The 25,158-nt window shown below is 40.3% G+C and carries 28 protein-coding genes; 9 read left to right on the top strand and 19 right to left on the bottom strand.

Features of this window, described 5'->3' with window-relative positions; genetic code table 11:
* Positions 1-39: 39 nt before the first annotated feature.
* From arsA to J7I93_RS21545, 5 genes are all read right to left on the bottom strand, one after another.
* Positions 40-1,815, bottom strand: coding sequence for an arsenical pump-driving ATPase (gene arsA, locus J7I93_RS21565; protein ID WP_214728382.1), 1,776 nt, complete (start codon positions 1,813-1,815; stop codon positions 40-42).
* Between the two features lie 16 nt (positions 1,816-1,831).
* The gene (gene arsD, locus J7I93_RS21560; RefSeq protein WP_214728380.1) at positions 1,832-2,179 is read right to left on the bottom strand and encodes an arsenite efflux transporter metallochaperone ArsD; all 348 of its coding nucleotides are present in this window, start codon (positions 2,177-2,179) and stop codon (positions 1,832-1,834) included.
* 64 nt (positions 2,180-2,243) lie between these two features.
* Positions 2,244-2,666 carry an arsenate reductase (thioredoxin) gene (gene arsC / locus J7I93_RS21555; protein ID WP_214728470.1) on the bottom strand — a complete coding sequence of 141 codons (423 nt, stop codon included), beginning with the start codon at positions 2,664-2,666 and terminating at the stop codon, positions 2,244-2,246.
* Between the two features lie 103 nt (positions 2,667-2,769).
* Positions 2,770-4,068, bottom strand: a complete 1,299-nt coding sequence (locus tag J7I93_RS21550; protein WP_214728378.1) for an arsenic transporter — start codon at positions 4,066-4,068, stop codon at positions 2,770-2,772.
* Positions 4,069-4,081: 13 nt separating this feature from the next.
* Positions 4,082-4,426 (bottom strand): ArsR/SmtB family transcription factor, encoded by a 345-nt coding sequence (locus J7I93_RS21545; RefSeq protein ID WP_214728468.1) that lies wholly within the window; start codon positions 4,424-4,426, stop codon positions 4,082-4,084.
* A 240-nt stretch (positions 4,427-4,666) separates the two neighbouring features.
* On the opposite strand from J7I93_RS21545, the gene J7I93_RS21540 reads away from it, so the two are divergent.
* The 3 genes from J7I93_RS21540 to J7I93_RS21530 all read left to right on the top strand — a co-directional run bounded on the left by J7I93_RS21540 (position 4,667) and on the right by J7I93_RS21530 (position 6,107).
* Positions 4,667-4,993 carry an ArsR/SmtB family transcription factor gene (locus J7I93_RS21540; RefSeq protein ID WP_214728376.1) on the top strand — a complete coding sequence of 109 codons (327 nt, stop codon included), beginning with the start codon at positions 4,667-4,669 and terminating at the stop codon, positions 4,991-4,993.
* Positions 4,994-5,070: 77 nt separating this feature from the next.
* Positions 5,071-5,229 (top strand): hypothetical protein, encoded by a 159-nt coding sequence (locus J7I93_RS21535; protein ID WP_214728374.1) that lies wholly within the window; start codon positions 5,071-5,073, stop codon positions 5,227-5,229.
* Positions 5,230-5,246: 17 nt separating this feature from the next.
* Positions 5,247-6,107 carry a permease gene (locus tag J7I93_RS21530; RefSeq protein ID WP_214728466.1) on the top strand — a complete coding sequence of 287 codons (861 nt, stop codon included), beginning with the start codon at positions 5,247-5,249 and terminating at the stop codon, positions 6,105-6,107.
* A gap of 50 nt (positions 6,108-6,157) precedes the next feature.
* On the opposite strand, the gene J7I93_RS21525 is transcribed toward J7I93_RS21530, so the two are convergent.
* The 3 genes from J7I93_RS21525 to J7I93_RS21515 all read right to left on the bottom strand — a co-directional run bounded on the left by J7I93_RS21525 (position 6,158) and on the right by J7I93_RS21515 (position 9,195).
* Positions 6,158-6,982, bottom strand: coding sequence for an STAS domain-containing protein (locus J7I93_RS21525; protein WP_214728372.1), 825 nt, complete (start codon positions 6,980-6,982; stop codon positions 6,158-6,160).
* 244 nt (positions 6,983-7,226) lie between these two features.
* Positions 7,227-8,639, bottom strand: coding sequence for a SpoVR family protein (locus tag J7I93_RS21520; protein WP_214728370.1), 1,413 nt, complete (start codon positions 8,637-8,639; stop codon positions 7,227-7,229).
* A 235-nt stretch (positions 8,640-8,874) separates the two neighbouring features.
* Entirely contained in the window at positions 8,875-9,195 is a 321-nt protein-coding gene (locus J7I93_RS21515; RefSeq protein WP_214728368.1) for a DUF3889 domain-containing protein, read from the bottom strand.
* A 203-nt stretch (positions 9,196-9,398) separates the two neighbouring features.
* Between J7I93_RS21515 and J7I93_RS21510 the strand changes: the two genes are divergently transcribed.
* Positions 9,399-9,653 carry a YhdB family protein gene (locus tag J7I93_RS21510; RefSeq protein ID WP_214728366.1) on the top strand — a complete coding sequence of 85 codons (255 nt, stop codon included), beginning with the start codon at positions 9,399-9,401 and terminating at the stop codon, positions 9,651-9,653.
* A 70-nt stretch (positions 9,654-9,723) separates the two neighbouring features.
* Here the strand turns inward: J7I93_RS21510 and J7I93_RS21505 are convergent, their stop codons facing one another.
* The 7 genes from J7I93_RS21505 to J7I93_RS21475 all read right to left on the bottom strand — a co-directional run bounded on the left by J7I93_RS21505 (position 9,724) and on the right by J7I93_RS21475 (position 16,858).
* Complete coding sequence (locus J7I93_RS21505; RefSeq protein WP_214728464.1) at positions 9,724-10,263, bottom strand: NADPH-dependent FMN reductase; 540 nt, start codon at positions 10,261-10,263, stop codon at positions 9,724-9,726.
* 141 nt (positions 10,264-10,404) lie between these two features.
* On the bottom strand, positions 10,405-11,055 hold the full coding sequence (locus J7I93_RS21500; protein ID WP_214728364.1) for a response regulator: 651 nt from the start codon (positions 11,053-11,055) through the stop codon (positions 10,405-10,407).
* Positions 11,037-12,188 (bottom strand): GAF domain-containing sensor histidine kinase, encoded by a 1,152-nt coding sequence (locus tag J7I93_RS21495; protein WP_214728362.1) that lies wholly within the window; start codon positions 12,186-12,188, stop codon positions 11,037-11,039. Before J7I93_RS21495 ends, J7I93_RS21500 begins: the two co-directional genes overlap by 19 nt.
* A 230-nt stretch (positions 12,189-12,418) precedes the next feature.
* Positions 12,419-13,141, bottom strand: coding sequence for an SDR family oxidoreductase (locus tag J7I93_RS21490; RefSeq protein ID WP_214728462.1), 723 nt, complete (start codon positions 13,139-13,141; stop codon positions 12,419-12,421).
* Positions 13,142-13,193: 52 nt separating this feature from the next.
* The gene (locus J7I93_RS21485; protein WP_214728360.1) at positions 13,194-14,942 is read right to left on the bottom strand and encodes a phospho-sugar mutase; all 1,749 of its coding nucleotides are present in this window, start codon (positions 14,940-14,942) and stop codon (positions 13,194-13,196) included.
* Positions 14,943-15,128: 186 nt separating this feature from the next.
* Positions 15,129-16,706, bottom strand: coding sequence for a carbon-nitrogen hydrolase family protein (locus J7I93_RS21480; protein WP_214728358.1), 1,578 nt, complete (start codon positions 16,704-16,706; stop codon positions 15,129-15,131).
* The gene (locus tag J7I93_RS21475) at positions 16,703-16,858 is read right to left on the bottom strand and encodes a Rossmann-fold NAD(P)-binding domain-containing protein (protein ID WP_214728356.1); all 156 of its coding nucleotides are present in this window, start codon (positions 16,856-16,858) and stop codon (positions 16,703-16,705) included. Before J7I93_RS21475 ends, J7I93_RS21480 begins: the two co-directional genes overlap by 4 nt.
* Positions 16,859-17,069: 211 nt before the next feature.
* Here J7I93_RS21475 and J7I93_RS21470 point away from each other — a divergent pair, with 211 nt between their 5' ends.
* Together J7I93_RS21470 and J7I93_RS21465 are read left to right on the top strand one after the other, a co-directional pair.
* Positions 17,070-17,504 carry a disulfide oxidoreductase gene (locus J7I93_RS21470; RefSeq protein WP_214728354.1) on the top strand — a complete coding sequence of 145 codons (435 nt, stop codon included), beginning with the start codon at positions 17,070-17,072 and terminating at the stop codon, positions 17,502-17,504.
* A 1-nt stretch (position 17,505) separates the two neighbouring features.
* Positions 17,506-17,976 carry a thioredoxin family protein gene (locus J7I93_RS21465; protein ID WP_214728352.1) on the top strand — a complete coding sequence of 157 codons (471 nt, stop codon included), beginning with the start codon at positions 17,506-17,508 and terminating at the stop codon, positions 17,974-17,976.
* 36 nt (positions 17,977-18,012) lie between these two features.
* Here the strand turns inward: J7I93_RS21465 and J7I93_RS21460 are convergent, their stop codons facing one another.
* Positions 18,013-18,411: a YhcU family protein gene (locus J7I93_RS21460; RefSeq protein WP_214728350.1), complete on the bottom strand. Its 399-nt coding sequence runs from the start codon at positions 18,409-18,411 to the stop codon at positions 18,013-18,015.
* A 343-nt stretch (positions 18,412-18,754) separates the two neighbouring features.
* On the opposite strand from J7I93_RS21460, the gene J7I93_RS21455 reads away from it, so the two are divergent.
* Positions 18,755-19,675 carry an RluA family pseudouridine synthase gene (locus J7I93_RS21455; RefSeq protein ID WP_214728348.1) on the top strand — a complete coding sequence of 307 codons (921 nt, stop codon included), beginning with the start codon at positions 18,755-18,757 and terminating at the stop codon, positions 19,673-19,675.
* Between the two features lie 93 nt (positions 19,676-19,768).
* On the opposite strand, the gene J7I93_RS21450 is transcribed toward J7I93_RS21455, so the two are convergent.
* The 3 genes from J7I93_RS21450 to helD form a co-directional block, all read right to left on the bottom strand.
* Positions 19,769-20,026, bottom strand: a complete 258-nt coding sequence (locus J7I93_RS21450; protein ID WP_214728461.1) for a GlsB/YeaQ/YmgE family stress response membrane protein — start codon at positions 20,024-20,026, stop codon at positions 19,769-19,771.
* Positions 20,027-20,247: 221 nt separating this feature from the next.
* Positions 20,248-21,069 carry an aldo/keto reductase gene (locus J7I93_RS21445; RefSeq protein ID WP_214728347.1) on the bottom strand — a complete coding sequence of 274 codons (822 nt, stop codon included), beginning with the start codon at positions 21,067-21,069 and terminating at the stop codon, positions 20,248-20,250.
* Positions 21,070-21,405: 336 nt separating this feature from the next.
* A complete protein-coding gene (gene helD, locus J7I93_RS21440) occupies positions 21,406-23,673 on the bottom strand; it encodes an RNA polymerase recycling motor HelD (RefSeq protein WP_214728345.1) in 2,268 nt (755 codons plus the stop codon).
* A gap of 400 nt (positions 23,674-24,073) precedes the next feature.
* Here helD and J7I93_RS21435 point away from each other — a divergent pair, with 400 nt between their 5' ends.
* Both J7I93_RS21435 and J7I93_RS21430 read left to right on the top strand, forming a co-directional pair.
* Complete coding sequence (locus tag J7I93_RS21435; protein ID WP_214728343.1) at positions 24,074-24,337, top strand: CD3324 family protein; 264 nt, start codon at positions 24,074-24,076, stop codon at positions 24,335-24,337.
* A 143-nt stretch (positions 24,338-24,480) separates the two neighbouring features.
* Positions 24,481-25,119: a FusB/FusC family EF-G-binding protein gene (locus tag J7I93_RS21430; protein ID WP_214728341.1), complete on the top strand. Its 639-nt coding sequence runs from the start codon at positions 24,481-24,483 to the stop codon at positions 25,117-25,119.
* Positions 25,120-25,158: the final 39 nt, after the last annotated feature.

Below are 25,158 nucleotides of genomic sequence, written 5' to 3'. Positions count from 1 at the left end.
TCAGCAGGTCACGGGCTCCGTCAGTAATTTTCATGACGTTCATCCTTTCTTCTTGTATATTTTCAGTAATTCGCTATAGCCAATTTGCTCGTCCTCTAACCATGGAATAACTGCAAGGTCCTTCGCCAGTTCATTCTTAACCTTAAGAATCCATTCTTTTTCATAAGCGGCCTTTCCACGCAAAATGGGGTCTTCGGTATCCGCAGCATAGAAACTTTGATTTATGACCCACCATTTAGGCGATATATCTGCCCTTTTTAAATCCTCCTGGAGCCTCGCAGCTTCAAAAACAGGGGTTGCTTCTGGAAGTGTAACAATTACAACCTCTGTTTCTTTATTGTTCCTCAATTTAGGCAGCAGCTCTTTTACACTTTCAGGAACTTCACCAGTGGACCTCTCCAACTCTTTATGATAAGAATGAGCTGCATCCAGCAGAAGCAGGGTATGTCCGGTTGGTGCCGTATCAATAACTACCACTTCTTCTTTAGCGCTTGCCACTACCTCTGCAAAAGCTCTGAACACGGCAATTTCTTCTGTGCACGGGGATTCAAGATCCTCTTTGATATATGCGATCGCTTCTTCATCAAGCTTTGCTGATACCCTGCCCAGTACCTCTTTACGGTATTTTTCCACTTCATCCTTTGGATCGATGCTGCTAATTGTTAAATTGCCAAAGCTATGCTCATCGCCAAATATATGGGTTAAATGTGAAGCTGGATCTGTTGTTGTCAAATGGACACGTTTGCCCTTTTCTGCAAGTCCGACAGCAATAGCCGAAGCTGCAGTTGTTTTTCCAACTCCGCCTTTCCCCATTGTAAAAATAACATTTTTGTTGCTCTCGTGTAAATCATCCAGTACTGCCTGAAGAGAAGGAATTTCAATTCGGTCCTTTTCCTGTGCGATTCCAGACTCAGACTGGTTTTTAGTAAATAGTTTCCTTAATGATTGCGGGCCGGTCAATGACCCAGCGATTAAAGGAACCGCGTATAGGGAGAGTTCTGCCAATTTAGCCGGCATGGCAGAAAGGGCTTTTTGCTGCTTTCTATAAAACGCTTCGGAAATGGTATCACCTTCTAATTCATTTTGAAGGATACCGTTAATTAACACAATCTGGCTTTTGATTCCTGTCTCGCCCAATTCCTTTGAGGCGCGATCTGCTTCCGCTAATGCGGACGCCTCCGGACGTGATACGAGAATCAGAGTTGTCTTTTCCCCATCTGATAGCGCTGCCAGAGATTTTGCATAAAGATCTTTTTTTGCACTTAATCCCGAAAGCGGGCCCAGACAGCTTGCCCCGTGTGTGCTCTCATTTAAAAAGTCAGTCCAGGCTGCTGGAAGTTGAAGCAAACGAAGTGTGTGGCCTGTTGGAGCAGTGTCAAAAATAATATGATCATACGCTTCATGAATTTCGGGATTTGCCAATAAGTTTGTAAACTCATCGAAGGCAGCAATTTCAACTGTGCAAGCACCAGACAGCTGTTCCTCCATTGTTTGAACTACACTTTCAGGAAGCTTGCCCCGGTATGGACCGATAGTCCTTTCTCTATACGCTCTTGCTGCCTCTTCAGGATCAAGATTACAGGCATATAGTCCATAGACATCTGGAACAGCGCTGATATTATTCGTCAATTCCGTTTTGAAAACATCCTGAAGATTGGAAGCAGGGTCAGTCGATACAATCAGCACCTTCTTGCCCTGATCAGCAAGTGTAATAGCCAGCGCACTTGCGGTCGATGTTTTGCCTACTCCTCCCTTCCCCGTAAAAAACATAAAAGGAGTCATTGTAATTTCTGCAGGATCGAATCGTTTTAACATTTTAAAACCTTCCCTCTTATAACAAGCTATTAGATGATTTTTTTGCCTCCAATATCGATGCATTAACGCCAAACCATGAAGCCAGCTCCTCGTTTGTTGGGTAACTGCCTTCCTTAACAGCTTTCCCGTCAAGAAGAATCAGCGGCAGCACATCCGGGCCCTTTTCATTTAAAAGCTTGCTGACAATTGGATTATTAACATAGACGTCTGGCTCATTTCCCAGATTGTATCTTTTTATAGAAAAACCTTTGCCTTCAAGAATAAATAATGCGGAAGCCACTCTTGCCAGTTTCGGGTCCACACTTGGTCCGCAAACACCTGTCGCACAGCATAATGCCGGATCAAAGATTTCTAATTCCGCCATATTATCCTCTCCTTTATGAAAATAGCCGGGAAAAGCCCCGGCTTATATTAACTTTATGGCAGTTTTACTCGCCTGTTTCTTTAAACTTCTGGATTCGTTCGCCAATTTCATCACGAACACGCTGGAAAAATGCCCATTTCTCTTCTTCAGTTCCTTCAGCTCTCGCAGGGTCATCGAATCCCCAGTGAACACGTTTAACATGCGGAGGCGTGACAGGGCAATGATCTGCCGCATGTCCGCAAAGCGTAACAACCAAATCTGCGTTATTTAAAATTTCAGGATCAATTGTATCAGAAGTCTGATTTGAAATATCAATGCCTGCTTCCTTCATAGCTTTTACAGCGTTTGGGTTCAGGCCATGAGCTTCAAGACCTGCACTTTTTACTTCCCAATGGTCTCCCAAATGTTTTTTTGCCCATCCTTCCGCCATTTGGCTTCTGCATGAATTGCCTGTACATAAGAAATAGATTGTTTTTTTGTTTTCCATCATAATCGCTCCTTGGATTCTTTTTAATTGTATTGCTGTGGAAGATAGCTGATTCATTTATATTAATTCTTGATAATTTAACTTCCACTTTTTATATCATTTATCAAGATATAATCAACAGCCAGATATACAAGCCTGTTAAAGTAATGAATAAAGTAGGGATTGTTAAAATAATACCCACTTTAAAATAATAACCCCAAGTAATTTTAACCCCCTTGGTATTAAGTACATGCAGCCATAAAAGGGTAGCAAGTGAACCAATTGGCGTAATTTTAGGACCCAGGTCAGACCCAATAACATTTGCATAAATCAACGCTTCCCGTATAGGACCGCTTGTATTTGTGTCTGCTATCGCTAAAGCGTCAATCATGACAGTGGGCATATTGTTCATGAAGGATGATAAAATTGCTGCAATGAATCCCATGCCAATGGTTGCTGCAAATAAGCCCTGGTCGGCCACAGCCTGGATGACATCGGCAAGAACGGATGTTAATCCAACATTGCGGAGGCCATATACCACAACATACATGCCGATTGAGAAAAATACGATTGCCCATGGTGCTCCCTTTATAACGGCAGAGGTATGAACTGCAGGGCTTCTTCTTGCGATAAGCAAAAATAAGATCGCAATGGCACCGGCAATAAAGGAAACGGGTATTCCCAAAAACTCACTCGCAAAGTAGCCGATTAAAAGCACTGCCAGCACTAACCATGACAGTTTGAACATTCTTTCATCCTTAATAGCTTCAACAGGACGTTTCAATTGGGCCATATCATACTTTTTGGGTATGCTTTTTCTGAAAAATAAATACAGGACAAGAATACTGGCACCTAAACTGAAGAAATTCGGCACAATCATTCTTGATGCATACTCGGCAAAGCCGATATTAAAATAGTCAGCGGAAACAATATTCACAAGGTTGCTGACTACCAGCGGCAGGGAAGTCGTATCTGCAATAAATCCACTTGCCATAATAAATGGAAGAATCATTGTATCTTTAAACTTCAAAGCTCTGACCATTGCCAGGACAATTGGCGTTAAAATAAGAGCAGCTCCATCATTCGCAAAGAATGCGGCCACTATTGCACCCAGGAGGGTAACAAGCAGGAACATGCGAAGTCCATTGCCCCCTGCATATCGGGCCATATGTAAAGCCGACCACTCGAAAAATCCGATTTCGTCTAAAATAAGTGAAATAATTATTAATGCTACAAATGTTAATGTGGCGTTCCATACAATTCCTGTTACATCGATTACATCCTGAAAGGACACGACCCCGGCTATCAGGGCTACAATCGCTCCCCCGACAGCCGACCAGCCAATTCCAAGTCCTTTTGGCTGCCATATGACTAATGTCAAAGTAGCAAGGAATATAACGGATGCCAATATGACTGATGTCAAACCTTATCCTCCTCTATTCACAAGAAATTCTTTTTCCCTGTCTTTCTAGCTCTTTAAGCTTCTCTTCCTGGCTTGGTAAAGCATCAAGCAGCATTTTTACAAATGAATAATACTCATGACTCTCGTTCAGCGCATAAATGATCCACTGCCCTCTTCTGCTCTCTTTTACCAGGCCGACATCCCTGAGCTTTCTTAAATGCTGGCTAATAGCAGGCTGGCTCATCTGGAAAATTTCAGTGAACTCGCATACACAGCAATCATGCTCTGAAAGAATTCTCAGCATCGACAAACGTGTCTTATCCCCAAGCAGCTTTAAAATGCCTGCAGCACGTTCTATGTCCAAAGTTTGATCAGCAATCAAAACAAAATCACCTCTTTCTTATTTTCTTCAATATAATCATAAGTATCAAAAATATTAAGCTCTCATCATTATATAAGTATATTCTTATATACGCAATTAAAAATTAGTAAATGTTATCATTCAATTCCTTCTTTCATAAAAATAAATCAATTTTTTTTGATATATTCAGTTGCACATTGCCACTATTGGAAGTATAATACAATGTATCAAAGGAATTTGATTTAAGGAGGATACACCATGGACAATATCATTCCTTTAAAGGATACTTCACTGGATGAAACTTTTTCTAAATACGAAGCGAAATTTAAAGCACTTGCCGATCAAAAACGCCTCCACATTTTGAATCTGCTGTGCAAACAGGAATCCAGCTGCGTTTGCGATTTAAGCGAACTTATTGAAATGCCGCAGTCCAAACTGAGCTATCACCTAAAGATTCTTCTTGATGCAGGATTAATTCTAAAAGAGACAAAAGGAACATGGAGCTATTATCGAATTAATCAAGTGGAAATTAATCACTTGCTATCTCCGGAGTTATGCTGCTTATTTAGACCTAGCTGCTGTTAGGTCTTAAATTTAGACTTTATATCAATTTTTTTTGATATATAAATAAATTTTTTTTTGATAAAAAAGGAGAAGATTTCATGTTTTTTCAAGAAAACTTACTAAATGCCCAAATGAAACAGAATGAACTGGAGAAAAAATCGCATCACTTATGGAAATTTTTCAAAAAGCCGGTAGAAGACTCACATTCTAATCTATTAAAAGAAAGAAAATGCTGCACCGTTATACGTGAAGCATAATAAGGAGGATAAATATGATGGAGTTTCTAAAAAGCTTTTTATGGATTGCATTGGAGCTTACTATATTATTTGTCGGTATTTCATTTGTCATTAGCCTGCTGCAAGGATATATTCCTTATGAAAAAATTGAGAAGAAGTTAACAGGCAGGAACAAGTTTCTGGCCAGTGCAGCAGCAATTGCTTTTGCATTTATTACACCATTCTGCTCCTGCTCCACTATTCCTGTTGTGGTCAATATGCTAAAAAACAAGATTCCCTTTTCAATTGTCATGATCTTTCTTTTTGCTTCCCCTGTATTAGACCCGACAATATTAACGATAATGGGTGTTGTCATGGGCTGGAAGGTTGCAATTATATACACTGTGATTACTAGCGTTTTCTCTTTTATGATTGGATTCTCTTTGGAGAAGCTAGGCTATCAGAAGTATGTAAAAAATGTAATCATGACAGGATATCAGGAAAAACAGCACAAATTCAACTGGTCCTTGGCATGGCAGGAAACTTTAAGCCTTATGAAAAGTGTGTATCCATACCTCCTCATTGGTGCCGCTATAGGAGCAGGTATACACGGGCTTGTACCGGATGATTTTATAGCAAAATGGTTTGGACATGATGCTTGGTGGCTAATACCTGTTGCAGCGATTGCCGGAATTCCACTTTATATCCGTTTATCAAGTATGATTCCGATTTCCCAAATTCTTATCTTAAAAGGAATGGCTCTTGGCCCTGTCATGGCCATGATGATCAGCTCTGCCGGTGCAAGTCTTCCGGAGGTCATTCTTTTAAAATCCATTTTCCGCAAACAGCTTGTGATCGCCTTTATTGCTTCAGTCATCACAATGTCGACAATATCAGGATTTATTTTTTATTTAATATAAAGAAAACAAAAAACTGTTCATTCCGCCTGAACAGTTTTTTTCTTGCTATATTAATGCGTTAAATGGTCAATAGCCTGTTTTAAGTTCGTGTATATTGGTATTTCATCAAGTCTTACTCCACTTTCAACAAATGATTTGCTCAGCTCTGTCCTGATTCCGGTTACAAGAGGAGAAACACCGAGCAATTTTAGGCTCTTAACAAGCTTTTGAAGGGTTTCGATCACCAATGGTGTTGCCATGTACACACCCGATACATCTAAAATGAGGTGTGCATATCTCTGCTTAACACTGACAGACAAGGCCTCTTCAATTAAAACTCCTGACCGAACTTCATCAATTTCGCCAATTAGCGGCAAAATCGCTATATTATTAGATATCGGTACAATTGGTACAGATATTTTCAGGTACTGGCTTTGTGATTCTTTTATTAGCTCTTCCGCATGTTTTATAAATGCGTTTGTAAAACCGTATGTAGTGATGGTGATAATTCTGTCCACTCTGGATATTACCTCAATCAACGAAGTGGCTGGCAATTTCATTTCTTCTGCCTTCGTTAAGATAAAGGTTGTTATCACATCTTTATAGAGTGTAGTACTTTTAATCGTACCACCGAGATCTCCGCCTGTTTGAACAGAAATATACCCTACTTCTTCCCCCCAGGTTTCAGCTTTATCCCATACTTTATCATCAATCAATCCTTTGCCGACAATCGACACTAAATGAGAGAATGTCTTTAACGCATTATCTCTGGCTTCCTCTTTAGAAAGCTCATTTTCAAAATGGACCATTAAGGAATCCAGCATCTCCTGTGCCAGCTCTTCTGTTTTTTCCAAAATTGAGCTGCTTAATAACTCTTGTACTTTTCCCTGCTCCATGTTTTCATCTCCGTCCTGAGTGAGGTATCTCTATAACATTGTACCTGATAATAATTTACCCCAACTTGGCCAGAATGAAAATAATATTATACCGAAGTTTACGCAGAGATTCTTATCAAAGTCCTGCGGGAGTAGCGCAACAAGTGAGACCCCGCAGGCGCGGAGCGTCGAGGGAGGCTCCCGGTATCGCCAATAGAAAAAACGAATCACAACATGTGTGATTCGCTTTACCTCAGATAGATTCTTACAAATACTTTCTGTGAATACTCTTCCCATCATATGTGAAGAGCATGTTTTTGCCTTCCACGATTGTTTCCATATGGACACTGCGGCCCCATAGCTGGTGCACGTAAGGGAGAACCTTTTCAAGATATTTCAGATCGAGCTCGACTCCTTCAAACCAATGCTTTAAGTAGAGTTCTCCATTTTTCATATAATCGCCGTCATTGACAGTCAGATATGGGAAGCCCCCGTTTACGCGCATGCTGACAAGCTGATCGCGGACATGCTCCCACTGCTTATCAACAACTTTATAATCCTTGCCCTGCTTTTGGAATAGATACATATCCTCCCTCATTACAAGGTCCTTTGTTAAGTAATTCCGTAAAAAGGAAATATCAGACTCAATTTCACGGACCTCGAACATCTTCTCTCGGCCCGATCCCGGCTCTACACCGCGTCTTTTCATTTCTTCTGTTGGGTTGTCGTATCTTTCTTCAATATCCTCGAAAATTTTAAGGCCAAGATAATATGGATTAATTCCGGTTCTTGAAGGCTGTACAACCCCTGCGTTCAGTTTAGCAAATTCAAGCGCTTCTGCAGATGTTAAATCCATTTCTCGCAAAATCCGCTGATGCCAATAAGAAGCCCAGCCTTCGTTCATGATTTTTGTTTCGAGCTGCGGCCAAAAATAGAGCATTTCCTCCCGCATCATGGTTAGGATGTCCCGCTGCCAATCGGTAAGCTCCCTGCTGTAGCTTTCTATGAACAAAAGCAAATCCTTTTCAGGTTTAGGAGGGAACTTCTTTTTCTTCTTTTTAGGCTCACGTTTATTATTTCGTTCATCGAGCCCCCACAAATCATCATAAGGGCTAGGTGCTGCAGTATCGCCGCTGCTTTCATTTTCATCTTCCATATTCCAGGCCAGCTTTGGCCTCATTAGCGATGGGTCGATATGCTCTTCAATAGCGAGCACTGCATCCAGAAAGGTTTCTACTTCTTTCTTTCCAAACTCAATTTCATATTGCCTGATTCTCTCAGCAGTTGCTGCCATACTTTCCACCATGTCACGCTTTGTGTTTTGGAAGCGGACATTATTTTTAAAGAAATCACAATGTGCTAAAACGTGAGCGACAATTAATTTGTTCTGAATGAGCGAGTTGGAATCTAGCAAAAAGGCGTAACAAGGATTAGAATTGATTACCAGCTCATAAATTTTTGATAATCCCAGATCATAATGGAGCTTCATTTTATGAAACTGTTTTCCAAAACTCCAATGTGAAAATCTTGTCGGCATGCCATAAGCACCAAAAGTATAAATAATTTCCGCAGGACATATCTCATATCGCATCGGGTAATAATCCAAGCCAAAGCCATTAGCAATTTCAGTAATTTCCTGAATGGCATATTCCAGTGATTTATTATCGTCTTCGCGCATTGCCACTCCCCCTTTTAGTCCTTAACATAATCTATGAACAAAATGGGGGATTAATGATTTTGTGATAACCTTTTATAAAGCAAAACCGCTTCTTATTTCCATCAAAAGTAAAAACCGCTACAAATAGCTGCAGCGGATAATAAACGTAAAGGTCAGGTTTACAGTATTTTTCACAATCTTAGACGAAAATCTATGCTATTTTTTTTTCGAAAGGCAATACCTAAAGGTGTTGAGCTTACTCCTGTAATTTTCTCTCTGCTGTTAAGCTGACCAGTTTATTACTTTCCAGGCTATGGGTTACTTTTACCAGTACGGTTACCGGCTTGCCATCTTCTTTTACTGTGAAAGTAAAGGTATCCGTTACATCTGTTTCAGATACTTTCTGCCTTCCGCCATATTGGTAATCCACCACTTCTTCTCCTGGGTAATCTTCCTTTACTACCGTGATGGCGATTCGTCCATATTTCTCATAATCAGGCTTTTGAACAGCTTCTGCCAATGAGCTTCCTCCAGTCAATATGCATAACATCATAAGAATTGATAAGAACTTTTTCATGTTAGCCTCCATTCCTTTGCCATTAAGATTATTTTTCGCCTGGTCCATATTTTTATGTATGCTTTTATTGAGATAAAACGAAATTCTTTATACAGGTAAAAGATGAAAACCCTTTTAAATCAACAAGTCCAAGATTTACTGCGAAAGAAATATCATCTTAATCGCAAACTAAAATCATCTCCTGAAAGAGGAGGCAAGGACAAATGAATAAAGTGGATTATGATCGTGCGTTATACTATACGCACCGATCGGAATGGGATAACTTGTTAATATTGATGGTCAGAACAGAAGATCAGTTCCTTTCGAAGAAAATTGAACACTTTCTTCATGCCTACAATTTTGAAAAAGACTATTCCGTTATTGAGAAACATTTATATTCTTTGTTAAGATACATCGACCATGCCAACGAATTATCGGAAGAGCAGCTGCCAGCCTCTTCTTTTTATGAAATAACTTAAAACCTGAATCAAATGAATTCCACCAATAAAAAACACGGATCGTCATGATCCGTGTTTTCGTTTTTGTTGTTTAGTTGTTTATTTCCTGCTTAATTTGTTTATAGGCTTTCATATATACCTGAAGCTCCTGTATGAGTCCTTCGACCAGCTTAACCGGCTCTTCATACAGGCCGTCATTTTCATAATCAAAACAGTGGGGATCAAGTACCAGCTGCTTAGGAATAACATTGGCATATACGCCCCTGCCGGCAATCCTCATATTGTTAAGTGCATTTATTCCGCCTTTTCCACCGCCTGCTACAACGAGCAAACCGACTGGCTTATGGGCAAATTGCTCGCTTCCCAGAAAATCAAGTGCATTTTTTAACGCACCGCTCATGGCGCTATGATATTCAGGGGAAGCTAAAATGACTCCGTCAGAGTCTCCAATCTGCTGGCGCAGATTTTTTACCGCAGGAAGCTGATATTGTTCCTCGGTTCCATTATATAAAGGAATTTCTCCCAGGCTTAAATCAATAAGCTCTGCATTATATTTTCTTGCTATATAACGTGAGGCAATTCCTGTTCTGCCCTTTTGTCTTGGACTGCCGTTAATAATTGTAAGCTTCATCATAAACTCTCCTTTAATTTACTATCTGCTATTAGTATATAGAGACATGGCGTTTTTAACATCGTCAGTATGAATGAGTTTTCAAGCTTACTTTAGGACTAATCCAGTAAGTGCTTTGTAAGACTTTAGGATGAGACTCGGTCATTTATTCCCAGCTGCGAGGCCGTTTCGTACTGCGTACAGAGCTGCTTGCGTTCTGTCTGCCAGCTCCAGTTTGGATAGAAGATTGGAGACATGGGTTTTCACTGTTTTTTCTGTTATATAAAGAGATGCAGCAATTTCTTTATTGCTTTTTCCTTTAGCAATTTCCCCCAAAACCTCCAGCTCCCTTTTGGTCAGCTCATCAATCGGTTTTCTTTCTATACTGTTTTTATTCGTTAAATGTGTGAGCAAATGGGACGTTGCTTTCGGATGCAGCTGATTTTCCCCTTTCATAATCTGCATAATAGCCTCAACAAGGCCATCTGGCTCAATGTCCTTAAGCTGATATCCCGAAGCTCCTGCTTCAATAGCCGGGATGACATGATCCTGGTCTGAAAAGCTTGTAAGGATCAGGATTTTTACATCGGGATAATTCTTTTTAATCTCCCGTGTCGCTTCTATCCCATTCATCTCAGGCATATCCAAATCCATTAATACGACATCAGGCTTATTTGTTTTAATCAATTCCACTGCTTCACGGCCGTTTTTTGCCTCGCCGGCAATTTCTATTTCCGGCTGTGTTTTCAGGAAAAAAACGAGTCCTCTCCTTACTACATGATGATCGTCCGCAATTAAGACCCGAATGGCCATTTATTTCCCTCCTTTTTAAATGGAATCATAATTTCGATTTTCGTTCCTTTATCATGTCCTGTGTCTAACATAAAAGTCCCATTTAATGCTTCAGCTCGGTTTTTCATGCTTTTTAGGCCAAGAGAGGGAATTTCGTTGTTCCAGCTGTAATGAAACCCCCTGCCACAATCGGAAATTACCATCATTACTTTTTCGTCTTCCACTGTCAGCGTTACCTCTGCTATTGACTGGCCTGAGTGTTTTTTGCAATTAGCCAATGCTTCCTGTCCAATTCGCCAAAGTGTTTCTTCAACTTTTCCAGGCAGGGAAATGACACCGTTAACTTTTGATGTAAGCTCAAGGCCCAGCATTTGGCTGTAACCCTGCATGGCACAGATAATGCCATTTTCAAGTCCACGCGGTTTCAGCTGCCATATTAGCGCTCTCATCTCGCTCAAAGCTTCCTGGGCAAGGTCCTGCATATAGGAGAAGGTCTCCTTTACTTCGGGATCCCTAGCCATCTCGGCTCCTCCCCTTGCTGTTAAGCTAAGGGAAAACAGAAGCTGATTGACTGAATCATGGAGGTCTCGAGCCAGCCTGTTCCTTTCTCCCGCAAGGGCTGTTTCCTGCTCAAGCTGTGTGAGTTTAATTCTTTTAAGAGCAGTTCCTATTTGAAAAGCAATAGATTCCAACAAAGCTAGCTCCTCGGGCTCAAAATGTGTTTTATCGGGTGAGCCAATATTAAGGATTCCAAACTTTTCATCACCCGCTCTAAGCGGAACAGAAGCATGATGGGTAAGCCCGTTTGTATCATTTCTTTGCTCGGCAATTGCATCTTCTATCCTTTTGCATTCAATAATGTTGGAAGCCTTATTTAATCTGCCGTCATTATACCGGTCGATACACCAGCAGTCTCCTTTGCACATTGGTTTGAAGCTATCCCTCGAAAGAGCCTGGGGCAATTTTTCCTCTGCAGCAAGACGGAATTCACCTTGTTCATCAATAAGAAACACCCAGCCGGTTTCAAGGCCGGTAATATGAAGCAATTTTTGAAGTACCTCTTTTAGCAGGGCATCAATTTCGGTTCCTTCATTTAAAAGTTCTGCAATTTCTTTTAAGATTCTGATTTCAGATTGTCTCTTTTCCCCTACCACCCTTATCCCCCTTTTGACTGATTGAATATGTTCTTATATTATATAACTTTTTTCCCTCCCCTTCCTTGGCAATTGGAAGGAAGTATTCTACGACTAAAGTTGTAGCTTCACCCATAAATGTTAAAACAGATCGTTGATTTTACCACCCTGTTGATTGGAGGGGAAATCAACAGGCAAGTTTAACAGAGTAAAATAAAACACCGAAGAGGAAGCCTCTACGGTGCAGTATGTTATGCGATTGGATAGTCCTGGACAAATGGATGAAGAACGATTTCATCAATCATCATATGCTGAGGCGCAGAAGCCATATAAACAACGGCATTTGCAATATCCTCAACCTTCAGCCAATCCTTTTTCTCTTCAAGCCCCTGCTCGGATTCCGCAAAATACGTATCTACCATGCCAGGGTTTATGGTCCCGACACGGATACCGTATTCCCTTACCTCCTGAGCCAAAGAACCCGAAAAGCCTTGAACAGCATATTTTGTTGCAGTATAGGCTGATCCATTTGGGATCGTATATCGGGCCACATCTGAAGAAATGGTAATAATCGTACCGGATTTCCGTTCTTTCATATGAGGCAGTACCGATTTACTGCCAAGGAATACTCCCTGGACATTGACTTCGAAGACTTTTTTCCATTCTTCAATAGTGGTTTCATCAACCTGTTTAAAGAAGCCTACACCTGCATTATTTACAAGCAGATCAATTTGTTTGTATTCCTGAAGTGTTCTTTCGACAGCTTCCTTTACTTCGGCTTCATTTGAAATGTCCGCCTGTATCGGCAGCACATCGGTAAACCCTTTTCCTTTTATTTCAACAGCAGATTTATGGATATCCTCTGAGCTTCCGATTACAGCGAGCTTCATTCCCTGCTCGGCAAGCTTGATGGCAATCTCTTTTCCGATTCCTCTTGATGCACCTGTTACGATTGCTACTTGTCCTTTTAACATCATATCTTCCTTTCAGCATTATGCGTTTCTGGATGTTTGTTATGTTAACTAATTATTTAGCAAGTGATGAATTGCCCATTCTTTCTTCTACAATTTCCATAAAAGCTTTTTCAACCGATTGCAGTTTTTGCGTGCTTTCTTCCAGGGAAGCAGCGTTAATGCCAAAATAAAACTTAATCTTAGGCTCAGTTCCTGATGGTCTTAGGCAGATCCATGTACCATCTTCAAAGAAATATTTAATGACATTTGATTTTGGAAGATCGATATTTTTTTCAGCCTCATCTACTTCCGTCCTTATTCCGGTTAAATAATCTTCAACAGCCTGAACCTTAATCCCTTCAAGCTCTTTCAGAGGATTTGCACGGAAGGAAGCAAGAGTCTGCTGAATCTGTTCTGCTCCTTCAATCCCTTTTAAGGTGAGTGAGCGCAGCCCTTCAAGGAAGTATCCATACTCTTCAAAAAGATTGAGAAGTGCATCATAAAGCGACATGCCTTTCTTTTTATAAAAAGCCGCCATCTCGGCTGCAAGCAGTGCTGCCTGAACCGCATCCTTATCTCTGGCAAAGTCACCGATTAGATAGCCATAGCTTTCTTCATATCCAAACAGGAATGTATATTCACCTGACTCTTCATATTCCTTGATTTTCTCCGCAATAAATTTAAACCCAGTCAGAACATCAATGGTTTCAACCCCAAAGGACGAGGCAACCTTGCGTCCAAATTCTGAGGTAACAATGGTTTTAAGCATGATTCCATTGGCAGGGAGGCTGTTCTTTTCCTTTTTCTGCAACAAAATATAGTGCAGCAGCAGGGCGCCTGTCTGATTTCCTGTCAAAAGTACATAATCTCCATCTTTATTCTTCGCAGCAATGCCAAGTCGGTCTGCATCAGGATCTGTTGCAATTAAAATATCAGCATCTGTTTTTTTTCCATCCCTCATAGCCAGCTCAAATGCTGATTTCTCCTCTGGGTTGGGGCTTTTTACCGTTGAAAATTCCGGATCCGGAAGCTCCTGTTCTTTAACGACTTGTACATTTTTATAATTTAATGCTGATAAAGCCTCTCTTACAGGCTTATTGGCTGTTCCATGAAGCGGAGTGAAAACGATGTTCAAATCCGTTTCTTCACCAATGGAAGGGTTCTCGGATATTGTGAGGAGCTGCTTTTGATAAGCTCGATCTACCGCAATGCCAATCATAGTGATCAGCCCTTTTTCCTTCAGCGCTCCCTCATCCATTACTTCGATCATCAATTCATTTTCTATTTCATTTACTTTACTGATGACCACATCCGCTTCCGCAGGCGGAAGCTGTGCACCGTCAGAACCATAAACCTTATATCCATTATATTCAGGAGGATTATGGCTTGCTGTAATGACAATGCCCGCGTAGGCATGCAAATAGCGAACTGCAAAGGATAATTCTGGAGTAGGGCGCAATTCCTCAAACACATATGTCTGAATTCCCCTTGAAGCAAGGGTTTTGGCTGCCTCCATGGCGAATTCTGGAGACATATGGCGGGAATCATATGCGATCGCTACCCCCCTGTTCTTTGCTTCCAAGCCTTTTTCTTCTATGTAAGCGGCCAGCCCCGCAGATGCTTTTCGGACCGTATATAAATTCATTCGGTTGGTTCCCGGCCCAATTTCGCCGCGCATACCGCCAGTACCAAATTCCAGCCCTTTATAAAATGCCTCTTCAAGGAGTTTTTCATCCCCCTGCAGGCTTCGCAGCTGTTTCATTAATGCGCTGTCCAAATTCTCATGTTTAATCCATCGTTCTGCAGCTGTTTTCCATTCCATTGTTTGACCTCCCAGATCTGCCTTCTACTACCTTTTCGATTTAAAAATTGATTTTCCTTTCAAAAACATCCGTGATATTTTGACAAATTTCACGCTTTACAGTATGTATGTATTGATTTTAGGAAAGTTCTCTAAAAGATAAGAAAAGCAGCTAAAGTCCCTTGCTTTTGCCGCTTCTCTTCTATGTTACTTCTTATATTTAATGCTGTAAATATCATGGCGGCGGTCCTTTAATTGGCGGACCGTGCCATCTTGCCTTTGGCGCCTTAAAATTTCAAGATCTACATCCCCAATCAGCACCATTTCAATATTAGGATTGGTTTCACCTACTACACCATCTCTTGCGAATTCGAAATCGGATGGAGCAAAAATCGCTGACTGAGCATACTGTATATCCATGTTCTCCGTTTGCGGCAAATTGCCGACAGTTCCGGATATAACGGTGTAAATTTGATTTTCTACCGCGCGCGCCTGTGCACAGTATCGGACCCGTAAGTAGCCTTGGCGGTCTTCTGTACAGAAAGGCGTAAAAATGATTTTTGCTCCTTTATCTGTCGCAATTCTTGCAAGCTCTGGAAATTCAATATCATAGCAAATTTGAATGGCTATTTTTCCGCAATCGGTGTCGAATACCTTCACTTCGTCACCTCGGCTTATCCCCCACCATTTCCGCTCGTTTGGGGTGATATGGAGCTTGTATTGCTTTTCGATCGTTCCATCGCGGCGGAACAGATAAGCAATGTTATAAATCTCATCATCGTCCTCTTTTACGAAATGCGAGCCCCCGATTATATTAATATTATACCTGACAGCCAAATCCGTAAATAACTCGATATACTGCTCTGTATACTCAGTCAGCTTACGGACTGCCAGGCTCGGCGAACGCTCATCCAAAAAGGACATGAGCTGGGTAGTGAAAATCTCCGGAAATACCGCAAAATCCGATCCGGCATCCGAAGCAACATCCGTAAAATATTCTACCTGGTGTGCAAATTCATCAAAGGAATTAATTTGCCTCATCAAATACTGCACCACACAAATTCGTACAGGGTAGCTCGTTTTGTAAAACCGTTTTGTCATTGGCCGGTAGTCGACATTATTCCATTCCATCAAAGTGGCATACTTATTTGACTGCACATCATCAGGCAAATAATTTGGATTAATCCTCATCAAGGTGAATCCATTCAGCAGCTGAAAGGATAAAACAGGGTCATAAATTTTATGGAGGGAAACTTCATTTACATATTCCCTTGGACTCATCTCATTGGCAAATTTGTGAAAATTAGGAATACGCCCGCCGATTATGATGCTTTTTAAATTTAAGGCTCTTACTAGCTCCTTCCTTTCCTCATAAAGGCGATGGCCGATTTTCATCCTTCTGTAATCCGGATGGACCATTACCTCAATTCCATATAGGTTATAGCCTTCCGGATTGTGGTTTGTTATGTACCCTTTATCAGTCACATCATCCCAGGAATGGCGGTCATCATATTCATCAAAGTTAATAATCAGGCTCGAGCAGGAGCCAATGATTTCTCCGTCATATTCTGCTACAAACTGGCCCTCCGGAAAAATTTCAAGATGGCTTTCTAAATGCTCGTGTTTCCATGGATCCATTCCAGGAAAACAAACCTCCTGAAGGGCAATGATATGATCAATATCTGTATGCCGGGTATTCCGGATAATCATTTTTTTCTCAAACTTCGTCAAGTCCAGCTTTGTCAATGGTGGTGCACTCCTTTTGGTAAGTAATAAATATTTCATCCTGGACGCTGATCCCAAGTTTCAACCTCTCCAGTGATATACAGTTCCTTTCCCTTTTTTACGGCATTCATAACGCCATCTGAAATTTCATTGTTCGTAAGCCATCTGGATCGTCCAGTTTCCTCCCTAAAGCCGAGGATGACAGATTCCATTTCAGGTGCTTGCTCACCTCTTATCTTACGTATTTTCCTTCATATATATTTCTATAGAGACGATTGATATCTTCTTTTTTCGGTAAAATGCATTGAATTAGTCTTTGCTGATTAAATTAGCCATATCCAAAAAAGGCCTGCACAAGTTGATTTACATGCATGGCCATTAGCTTTATAATTTTTAGAGTACATATACCTTAAGGAGATCACTATGGAGAAAAAACAAAAAGACCGGCGGGAGAACTTGCTGTTTACTGCTTGGGCAGTATCCATACTGGCAATGTTCGGCAGCCTATACTTCTCGGAAATTAGGCAGTATGAGCCCTGTGAGCTTTGCTGGTATCAAAGAATTATAATGTATCCTTTTGCTGTTATACTTGGAATGGCTGTCATAAAGAGGGATTATCGTATCTGCCTGTATACGATGGTTTTATCGGCAGTGGGAGCAGGCACTTCAATCTACCATTATTCCATTCAAAAAATATCCTTTATGGCAGATCATGCCGCAACATGCGGAAGATTACCATGTACTGGCCAATACATAAACTGGTTTGGATTTATTACAATTCCCTTTTTGGCTTTAACAGCTTTCATTATAATTTTTATTTGCAGTTATCTTGTCTGGAAGAACTCAAAGGAGGCATAAAATGAAAAAAGTCATTATCTTTCTCGCTGTGATCATTGTATTATTCGCAGCTGTAGGAATTCTAACCAAAATGCAAAATGAAGAAAAGGTTTCGGAGGATAATCCATATGGCAAGGATACCCTTCATCCTGAAACGGTAGCTCAGCTTGATGATCCGAACTACCAAAATATCATCCTGCCGGGGGAACTTGAAGAAAAATTAAATAATAAGGAAGATGTAACAGTCTATTTCCATAGCCCCACATGCCCGCACTGCCAGAGAACTACTCCTGTAGTGGCTCCACTTGCAGAAGATATGGATATCGATCTTGTTCAATTCAATTTGCTTGAATTCGAAGACGGCTGGGATCGTTATAGAATTACCGAAACTCCAACAATCGTACAATATAAGGATGGCAATGAAGTAAACAGGATTACGGGCTATCAGGAAAAAGCCGTATTTGAACAGTGGTTTAATGAAAATACAAAATAAGACAAGGAAAAAACGCCTGAGATGCAGGCGTTTTTCTTATACCAATATTTCATTTGCGGCTTTGGCGTACACACTGAATAAACCATTTCTTGGCATTCTTTCACTGCAAAAATGACTGTAGTCAAATGGAAAAGACAGGCCAAATTCTTTAAGAATCTGCACATTCTTTACGAAAATGGCTTCATATTTATCCTCCTGCCGGGGGGATTCCAAAATAGCCATTAGCGTTTGCAGTCCTGAAATAACCTGATAAGCCTCCTTTAATGTCCCAAAATACTCAAAGTGTCTTGTAGAAGTATGTAAAATCTTCTGCTGCTCAAATTCTCTTATGTCATCATCTGTGAAATAAAGAGGAAACACATTTGAATAGAATTTTTCAATTAGCTCCATTATTTTTTGTTCCTGATCAGGAGTTGATGCAAATACAACCTTCACTGATAACCCACCTTTGTAATCCTTGTAATCAGTTCGTAATATATACTTAAGAATATCATATTCTGAAAGCCCTTTAGGGTGGTAATTATACCCATGCAGAAGGTATTTGTTGACAATTTTTCCTCCTGCGGAAATAGTTGGCATTCTTTTGTTTATGTCAAAATGGTACTAAAGTTCTATATTACCCCCATTCTCAGCAAAACGGAAGTAGGCTTTTGATTATTACAATAATATTTTTCTGACCATTACCCTTTTATCAGCAAGTTTAAAGGGCTAAAATATTATTGTAATTAATTTATATGTGCGAAAAGCTGGATTATTCAAGTAGTGTAAGGAGTAATTTATGGTAAATATACAAAGGTTTGGAGAATGGTGTGAAATTTTGGTTCCCCCTGACTGGGAAGGTTACACAGTGGAATCTATTTTCCGCACCGTTTGGTCCGCGCCTAAGAAGCAAACACATAACATGAGAATGGAAAAGCAGGTTTTAATCAATGAAGAGCCGGCAAACTGGACAAAGCCTTTGCTTTCGGGAGATAAGCTAAGATTGCATTTATTTCAGGAAGAAGATTTTGGAGTTGTTCCTTCTTACTTTGATGTTGATATTTTATATGAGGATGATCATTTGCTCGTACTAAATAAACCAGCTGGAATGGATACACATCCTAATTCCCCTGGGCAAAGTAATACACTTGCCAATGCGGCAGCCTTTCATCTGCAGATCCAGGGTGAAAGCAGAATTATTAAACATGTCCACCGTTTAGATCGGGATACAACTGGAGCTGTTCTCTTTGCAAAGCATTCCTTGGCTGGCGCAATCTTAGATAAAAAGCTTGAGGAAAGAGAAATCAAGCGTACATACTTGGCAATGGTACAAGGAAAGCTTCAACAAAAAAAAGGGACGATCCGTGAACCGATTGGCCGTGACAGGCACCATGCTACCAGAAGAAGAATTTCTCCAAAAGGGCAGCCGGCCGTGACACATTTTGAATTAATAGAAACGTATTCCCGACAAGATCTTTCCCTTATTAAGTGCCGGCTTGATACCGGAAGAACACATCAAATCCGTGTCCATTTAAGCCACCTTGGCTATCCGCTCGCAGGAGATTTATTATATGGAGGGAAACCCGTTTTCCCCCGTCAAGCGCTGCATGCGGTCAAGCTCGAAATCCCCCATCCTTTTTCCAGGGAAACGATTGTCTGCCATGCGCCTTTCCTAGATCACCCCGAGATTTTCAAAGGGATTGATCCTTATGCATTTTGATGAACAATTTTAACAGAAATTGGATGAGAAATCTCTCAAAAGAATATCAAAAAAAGAAGTCCCACTCGGGGACTTCTTTCATTTAATTTCCTATTAGTCATGAGATTTACGCATAGCTTTCATAACAAAGCTTACGATGAATACAAGCAAGATAGCACCAATTAAAGCAGGAATAATAGCAAAGTCCGCTACAACTGGACCCCAATCACCAAGAATTAATGAACCTAACCAAGCACCAATGAAACCTGCAATAATGTTACCGATAATTCCGCCTGGAATATCTCTTCCTACGATCATACCTGCTAACCAACCAATGATACCACCTATAATTAATGCCCATAAAAAGCTCATCATTAAAAATCACTCCTTGTTAGTTTTTAAAATTAGTTTTTGTTCAGATTAAGACTTTCATTCAGTAGCTGCGCAGCTTTTGGTGATCTTATCTGCTTGTATAATTAAATTACCCATCATTCCATTTCTAAAACCATTTTTTTAAAATCTATTCTTTTGTATCAAAAGATAAATAAAAAAAGCACCCCTAAGGATGCTTTGCTGACTGTGTTTGCTTATTGTTAAAATGTATCCGGATCTGGACCGTATCGTTCGTTTATATTTAATTGATTCATTCGATTCATCTCATCCAAACTTAATTCAAAATCAAAAAGATCAGTGTTTTCCTTAAGCCTCTCCTCATGGACTGATTTTGGAATAATGATAATGCCGTTTTGAAGATGCCATCTTAGGATGACTTGGGCCGTTGACTTACCGTGTTTGACCGCAATTTCCTTAATCACTGGATCATCCAATACCCTTCCTCTGGCAATCGGAGACCATGCCTCTACTTTAATATCGTGTTCATCACAAAAAGCCCTCAGTTCCTCCTGTGATAACCGCGGATGAAGTTCTACTTGATTAACTACAGGCTTTTCAGCTGAGTTTTCCATAAGATATTTTAGATGATGAATTTGAAAATTGCTTACACCAATGGCTTTTACTTTTCCGTTCTGGTATATCTTTTCAAGAGCTTTCCATGTATCAAGGTATTTTCCTTTAACCGGCCAATGGATCAAGTATAAATCTATGTATTCCATATCCAGCTTCTTTAAGCTTTGTTCAAACGCAGCTAGAGTCTGTTCATAACCCTGATCCGTATTCCACACCTTTGTCGTAATAAAAAGCTCTTCCCTCGGCACACCGCTTTCCTTGATTGCTCTTCCTACCCCTTCTTCATTTTCATAAAAAGCGGCAGTATCAATCAGTCTGTAGCCTAAATGAATGGCATTTTTTACGGTCTCTTCAACCTGCTGACCTTCCTCCACTTTATACACACCCAGGCCAAATTGGGGCATCTCCACCCCATTATGCAAAGTTAAAGTACTGTAGATATCCTTCATATCGAGGTCAACTCCTTCAATGCTTTATTTCTTCATTGTAGCATTTGCTTTAACTAGAGACCTAATATTAAGATTTCTGACAAATTATAAAGCGATTGCCTGAGGGAAGCAATCGCCTATCTATATAAACGGCAGATGCCGGGATTATTAATTCGTAGCATTTCTAATCCTCGTTTTTCTGCTGCATCTTATCGCCATTTTTTATTCTGTATGGATGTTCTTCCCGATGAAAAATTGTCCTAAACAAAGGACAGCGAACTTTTTATATTTTTTTAAATTCTTTTTTAACCAAAAAAACAGCGGCTGCTCAAAATGGACAGCCGCTATTTTAGATCATTAGCCTAATATAAAATTGTCCTCTTTCACCCCATAAAAATACAAACGGTGAAGCGGCCGTGTCATGGCAACATAAAGAAGTTTTATATCCAGCTCAGATTCTCTCGAGAATTTCTCTTCAATCGACAAAACGATGACCGCATCAAATTCCAGCCCTTTGGCCAAATAGGAGGGCACGATAACAATTTCATCCTTCGGAATACTTTCCTGCTCCTGCAGCAGCTTAAAAGGCAGCTCCCCATGTTTCTCAAAAAGAGAGTGAAGAACCTTACAATCCTTCATCGTTTTTCCGATCACCGCAAAAGTTTTATAACCTTCTTCCTTTAATGAAGTTACCTGGTTTTCAAGCTGCTTTACAAGGTCTTGACCATTTTTTCTTTTTATAAACTCAGGGCTTTTCCCATGGCGGACAACTGGTTCTACTTCCGGAAATGAATAGGGAAGCAGCTTTAACAATTCATTTGCCTTTTCCATAATTTCAACTGTCGTACGATAGCTTTTCTGGAGTTCGGTATAGGTTGCACGCGGAAAAATATAATCAAGTACTTGCTCCCAGCTTGCTAGTCCCCTGTATGAGTGGATTCCCTGTGCCAGATCCCCGACAAGTGTAAACATATCAGTATCCAGCGCTTTTTTTAAAGAAAGAAGCTCCATAAAGCTATAGTCCTGCGCTTCATCGATAACTATATTTTTTGCCCGGAGCTCTTTAGGGATGCCAAAAAGATTTTCCTGTAAATAGAGCATTAATGCAAGGTCTTCTCTCTCATAAACCTTCTTCTTGAATAATTGCTGATTGTACTCGCAAAGCAAGCCTGCATCTTCTTCCGAAAGTTTCCCTCCAGACATCTTCGATAGGCGGTCTGCGTCCGCAAATAGCTCCTTATAATATCGGATCAGGCTTTTTTTCCTAAATTGCTTCATATATTTTGGCACAGCGGTTCTTATGCTCTTCTTTATTTCTTCAAGCCTGTCTGCTTTTTTATCAAGGGCCTCTGAAACATATTGCCTTCTTTTTTCCGGATCTTTCCCTCTGTAGAGAGCCCGTTCAATCCGTTCATCATAATAGGTTTCAATTTTTTTGATGATGTTCTTCTTTTTCTTTGCCAGGTCATTTTGAAGTACTGCTTTTAGCTTATCCAGCCTTCTATAAAGGGGAAGATACTGATAATCATCCTTAAAAAGCTGGATGAATTTTTTATGGCTGAACAGCCGGAACTTATCTACGGTAAAATCCTCTTTTGGGTAAAAACTTTTATAAATATCCTTTAAGTAATTGCTGAGTACGACTTGAAAGACAGGCGATCCTTTGATGGACGAGGCCCAGGCAGCAAGCTGTGTTTCTTGGGTGTCATTCCTTTCAAGAAGCCTCACTAATTTGTTATCCTCAGCCAGCACGAGTTTCTCCCCCAGGCAAGCCTGTACATATTCCTGGTAGGTTGTCTGGCGGACTCTTTCTACACCAAGTTCCGGGAGTGCTTCTGAAATATAATCGATAAAGAGCCTGCTGGGTGCGAGAATCATAAGCTGCTCGGGGGCGAAATTTTCTTTGTACTGATAAATGAAGTAGCTTATCCTGTGCAGAGCAATCGTTGTCTTTCCGCTTCCTGCCGCTCCCTGCACAATGATCGGCTTATTTAAATCAGCGCGGATAATTTTGTTCTGCTCTTCCTGAATCGTCGAGATAATTTCTGTGAGGCGGTTGCTTGAGCTTTTTGACAGAGATTCCTGAAGCAATTCATCTGTTGTGGTTAAATCAATATCACGGATTTCATCAAGAATCCCGTCTTCAATCATAAATTGGCGCTTTAATGAAAGGTGACCATGAAAGCTTTCTTCATATGAATCATACTGAACCTCTCCAAGCCTGCCTTCATAGTATAGATTGGCAATTGGGGACCGCCAGTCAACAATAATCTGCTCTTGATTTTCACGGGAATATAAAGAGGTTTTTCCTATGTATAAGATTTCTTTTTCATTAAGGTCTTCCCTGTGAAAATCAATCCTTGCAAAATATGGCTTTCTTCTGGCCTTTTTCAATTGGGCTAATTCATCCTTAGACATTTCAAAAAAGCGGGCATTCGTTAATAAAGAAGAATAACTCAAACTGGATTCAAGCCAATCAACGTCTTCAAAAGCTTCTTTCATGTTCTCCTGAAACTGGTCTTTGCTGGATTCCGATGTCTTAATCACCACGTCAATATAACGTTTCGTAAATTCCAGCCGCTGAATCTCCTGTTGAAAATCGGGGTGCTCATGTTCAAATGGCATATGTTTCTCCTTCCTTTATTTTTTCAGCCGCAATGGAGAAATATATATGAGCGTAGTCGTGGGCAGAAAAACATATTATCAGAAAACTCTGCATTGGGCAAGCAAATTAATTATGGGTACCTGGCACCACCCGAATTTTGTCGAATTTCAACCGTGATATACATTGCTGTATAGTTTATTTTATAATGTAGAAAAATCTACTTTTTAGGAGGTGATAGAGATGGCAATGATTGAATTGCCTGATACTGCAGCGTCTCATGCAAAGCCTGATATTGCTGGCGATACTTTGCATGAGGTGGTAATTGATTGAACTATATCGCCAATTCAAGCTATGCCATTTCTGATATCGGCTTTGCACCTTATTGATTTTTAGATACAAAATAATAAGGAGCTGGCAGAAATGAGTTATGTAAAGGCAAATGCTGTTTTACCTGAAAACCTGATCGCGGAAATCCAAAAATACGTACAGGGTGAAGCTATTTATATTCCAAGGTCCGAAAAGGACCACCGTAAATGGGGTTCCTGCTCCGGGGCAAGAAAAGCTTTGGATGAAAGAAATCGTTCGATTAAACATGCTTTCAAGAACGGTAAAACCATCAGCCAATTATCGGAGGAATATTACCTATCCATTGAAACCATTAAAAAGATTGTTTATAAGAGATAGAGTCCTTTTAAGCACTGAAGAATTTCAGTGCTTTTTCATATGCCGAGTTCATTTCCTAGTCGATTTATACATTTACAATATTAGGAAAACCTTTTAAAGTGAAAGAGATATGTTCGGTGCTGCATATTTAGGAGTGATTGATAGTGGAAGCTTTCATCAGAAATGATCAATACAATTTTATTAAATCCCAGGCACAGGTTCTGATTAACGGCCATGCGTCAGTAAATGATACAGGGGTGTTAAATGCGCTGAAATCTCTTTCTGCAGACAAGATTTTTGGCCTTTTTGAAGAACTCAACGAAGACCAAAAGCGCCTCCTTAATCCGGTCATTGAGATAAAAGAAAGAGAACAGGCAGAGGCATTTCTAGCCGAAATAAAAGGATATGTCATTCCTTTTAAGCCTATAACTGACCAATCCATTAAAAAGCTGTTCCCTAAGGCGAAAAAATTAAAAATGCCCGAACTCGAAGATATCGATTTTCGGGAAATCAGCTATTTGGGCTGGAATGATAATGGCACAAACAGAAAGTATATAATCAGCCAGCAAAACGATAAATTGTCAGGTCTTCATGGAACTTTTAAGCCTGTAAGCAAAAAGGGAATCTGTGCTATCTGTAATAAGTTTGAAGAGATCGGCATGTTTCTGTCTGAAACGAAAGGATCTCAATTAGGAACTTATACAAAAAGGGGAAATTACATCTGCCAGGACAGTCAAAAATGTAATGATAATCTGATATCACTGGAGCAGTTAAACGATTTTGTCGGTTGGCTTAAAGGCTAAAGATACAAAAAGGAGCCGTGCTAAAACAGCAGGCTCCTT

Origin of the sequence: Bacillus sp. ISL-47 (genome assembly GCF_018613175.1) — a bacterium.
Taxonomy (GTDB): Bacteria; Bacillota; Bacilli; order Bacillales; family Cytobacillaceae; genus Cytobacillus.
The sequence above is the reverse complement of the archived record's forward strand: the minus strand, read 5'-3'. Positions and strand labels throughout refer to the sequence as shown.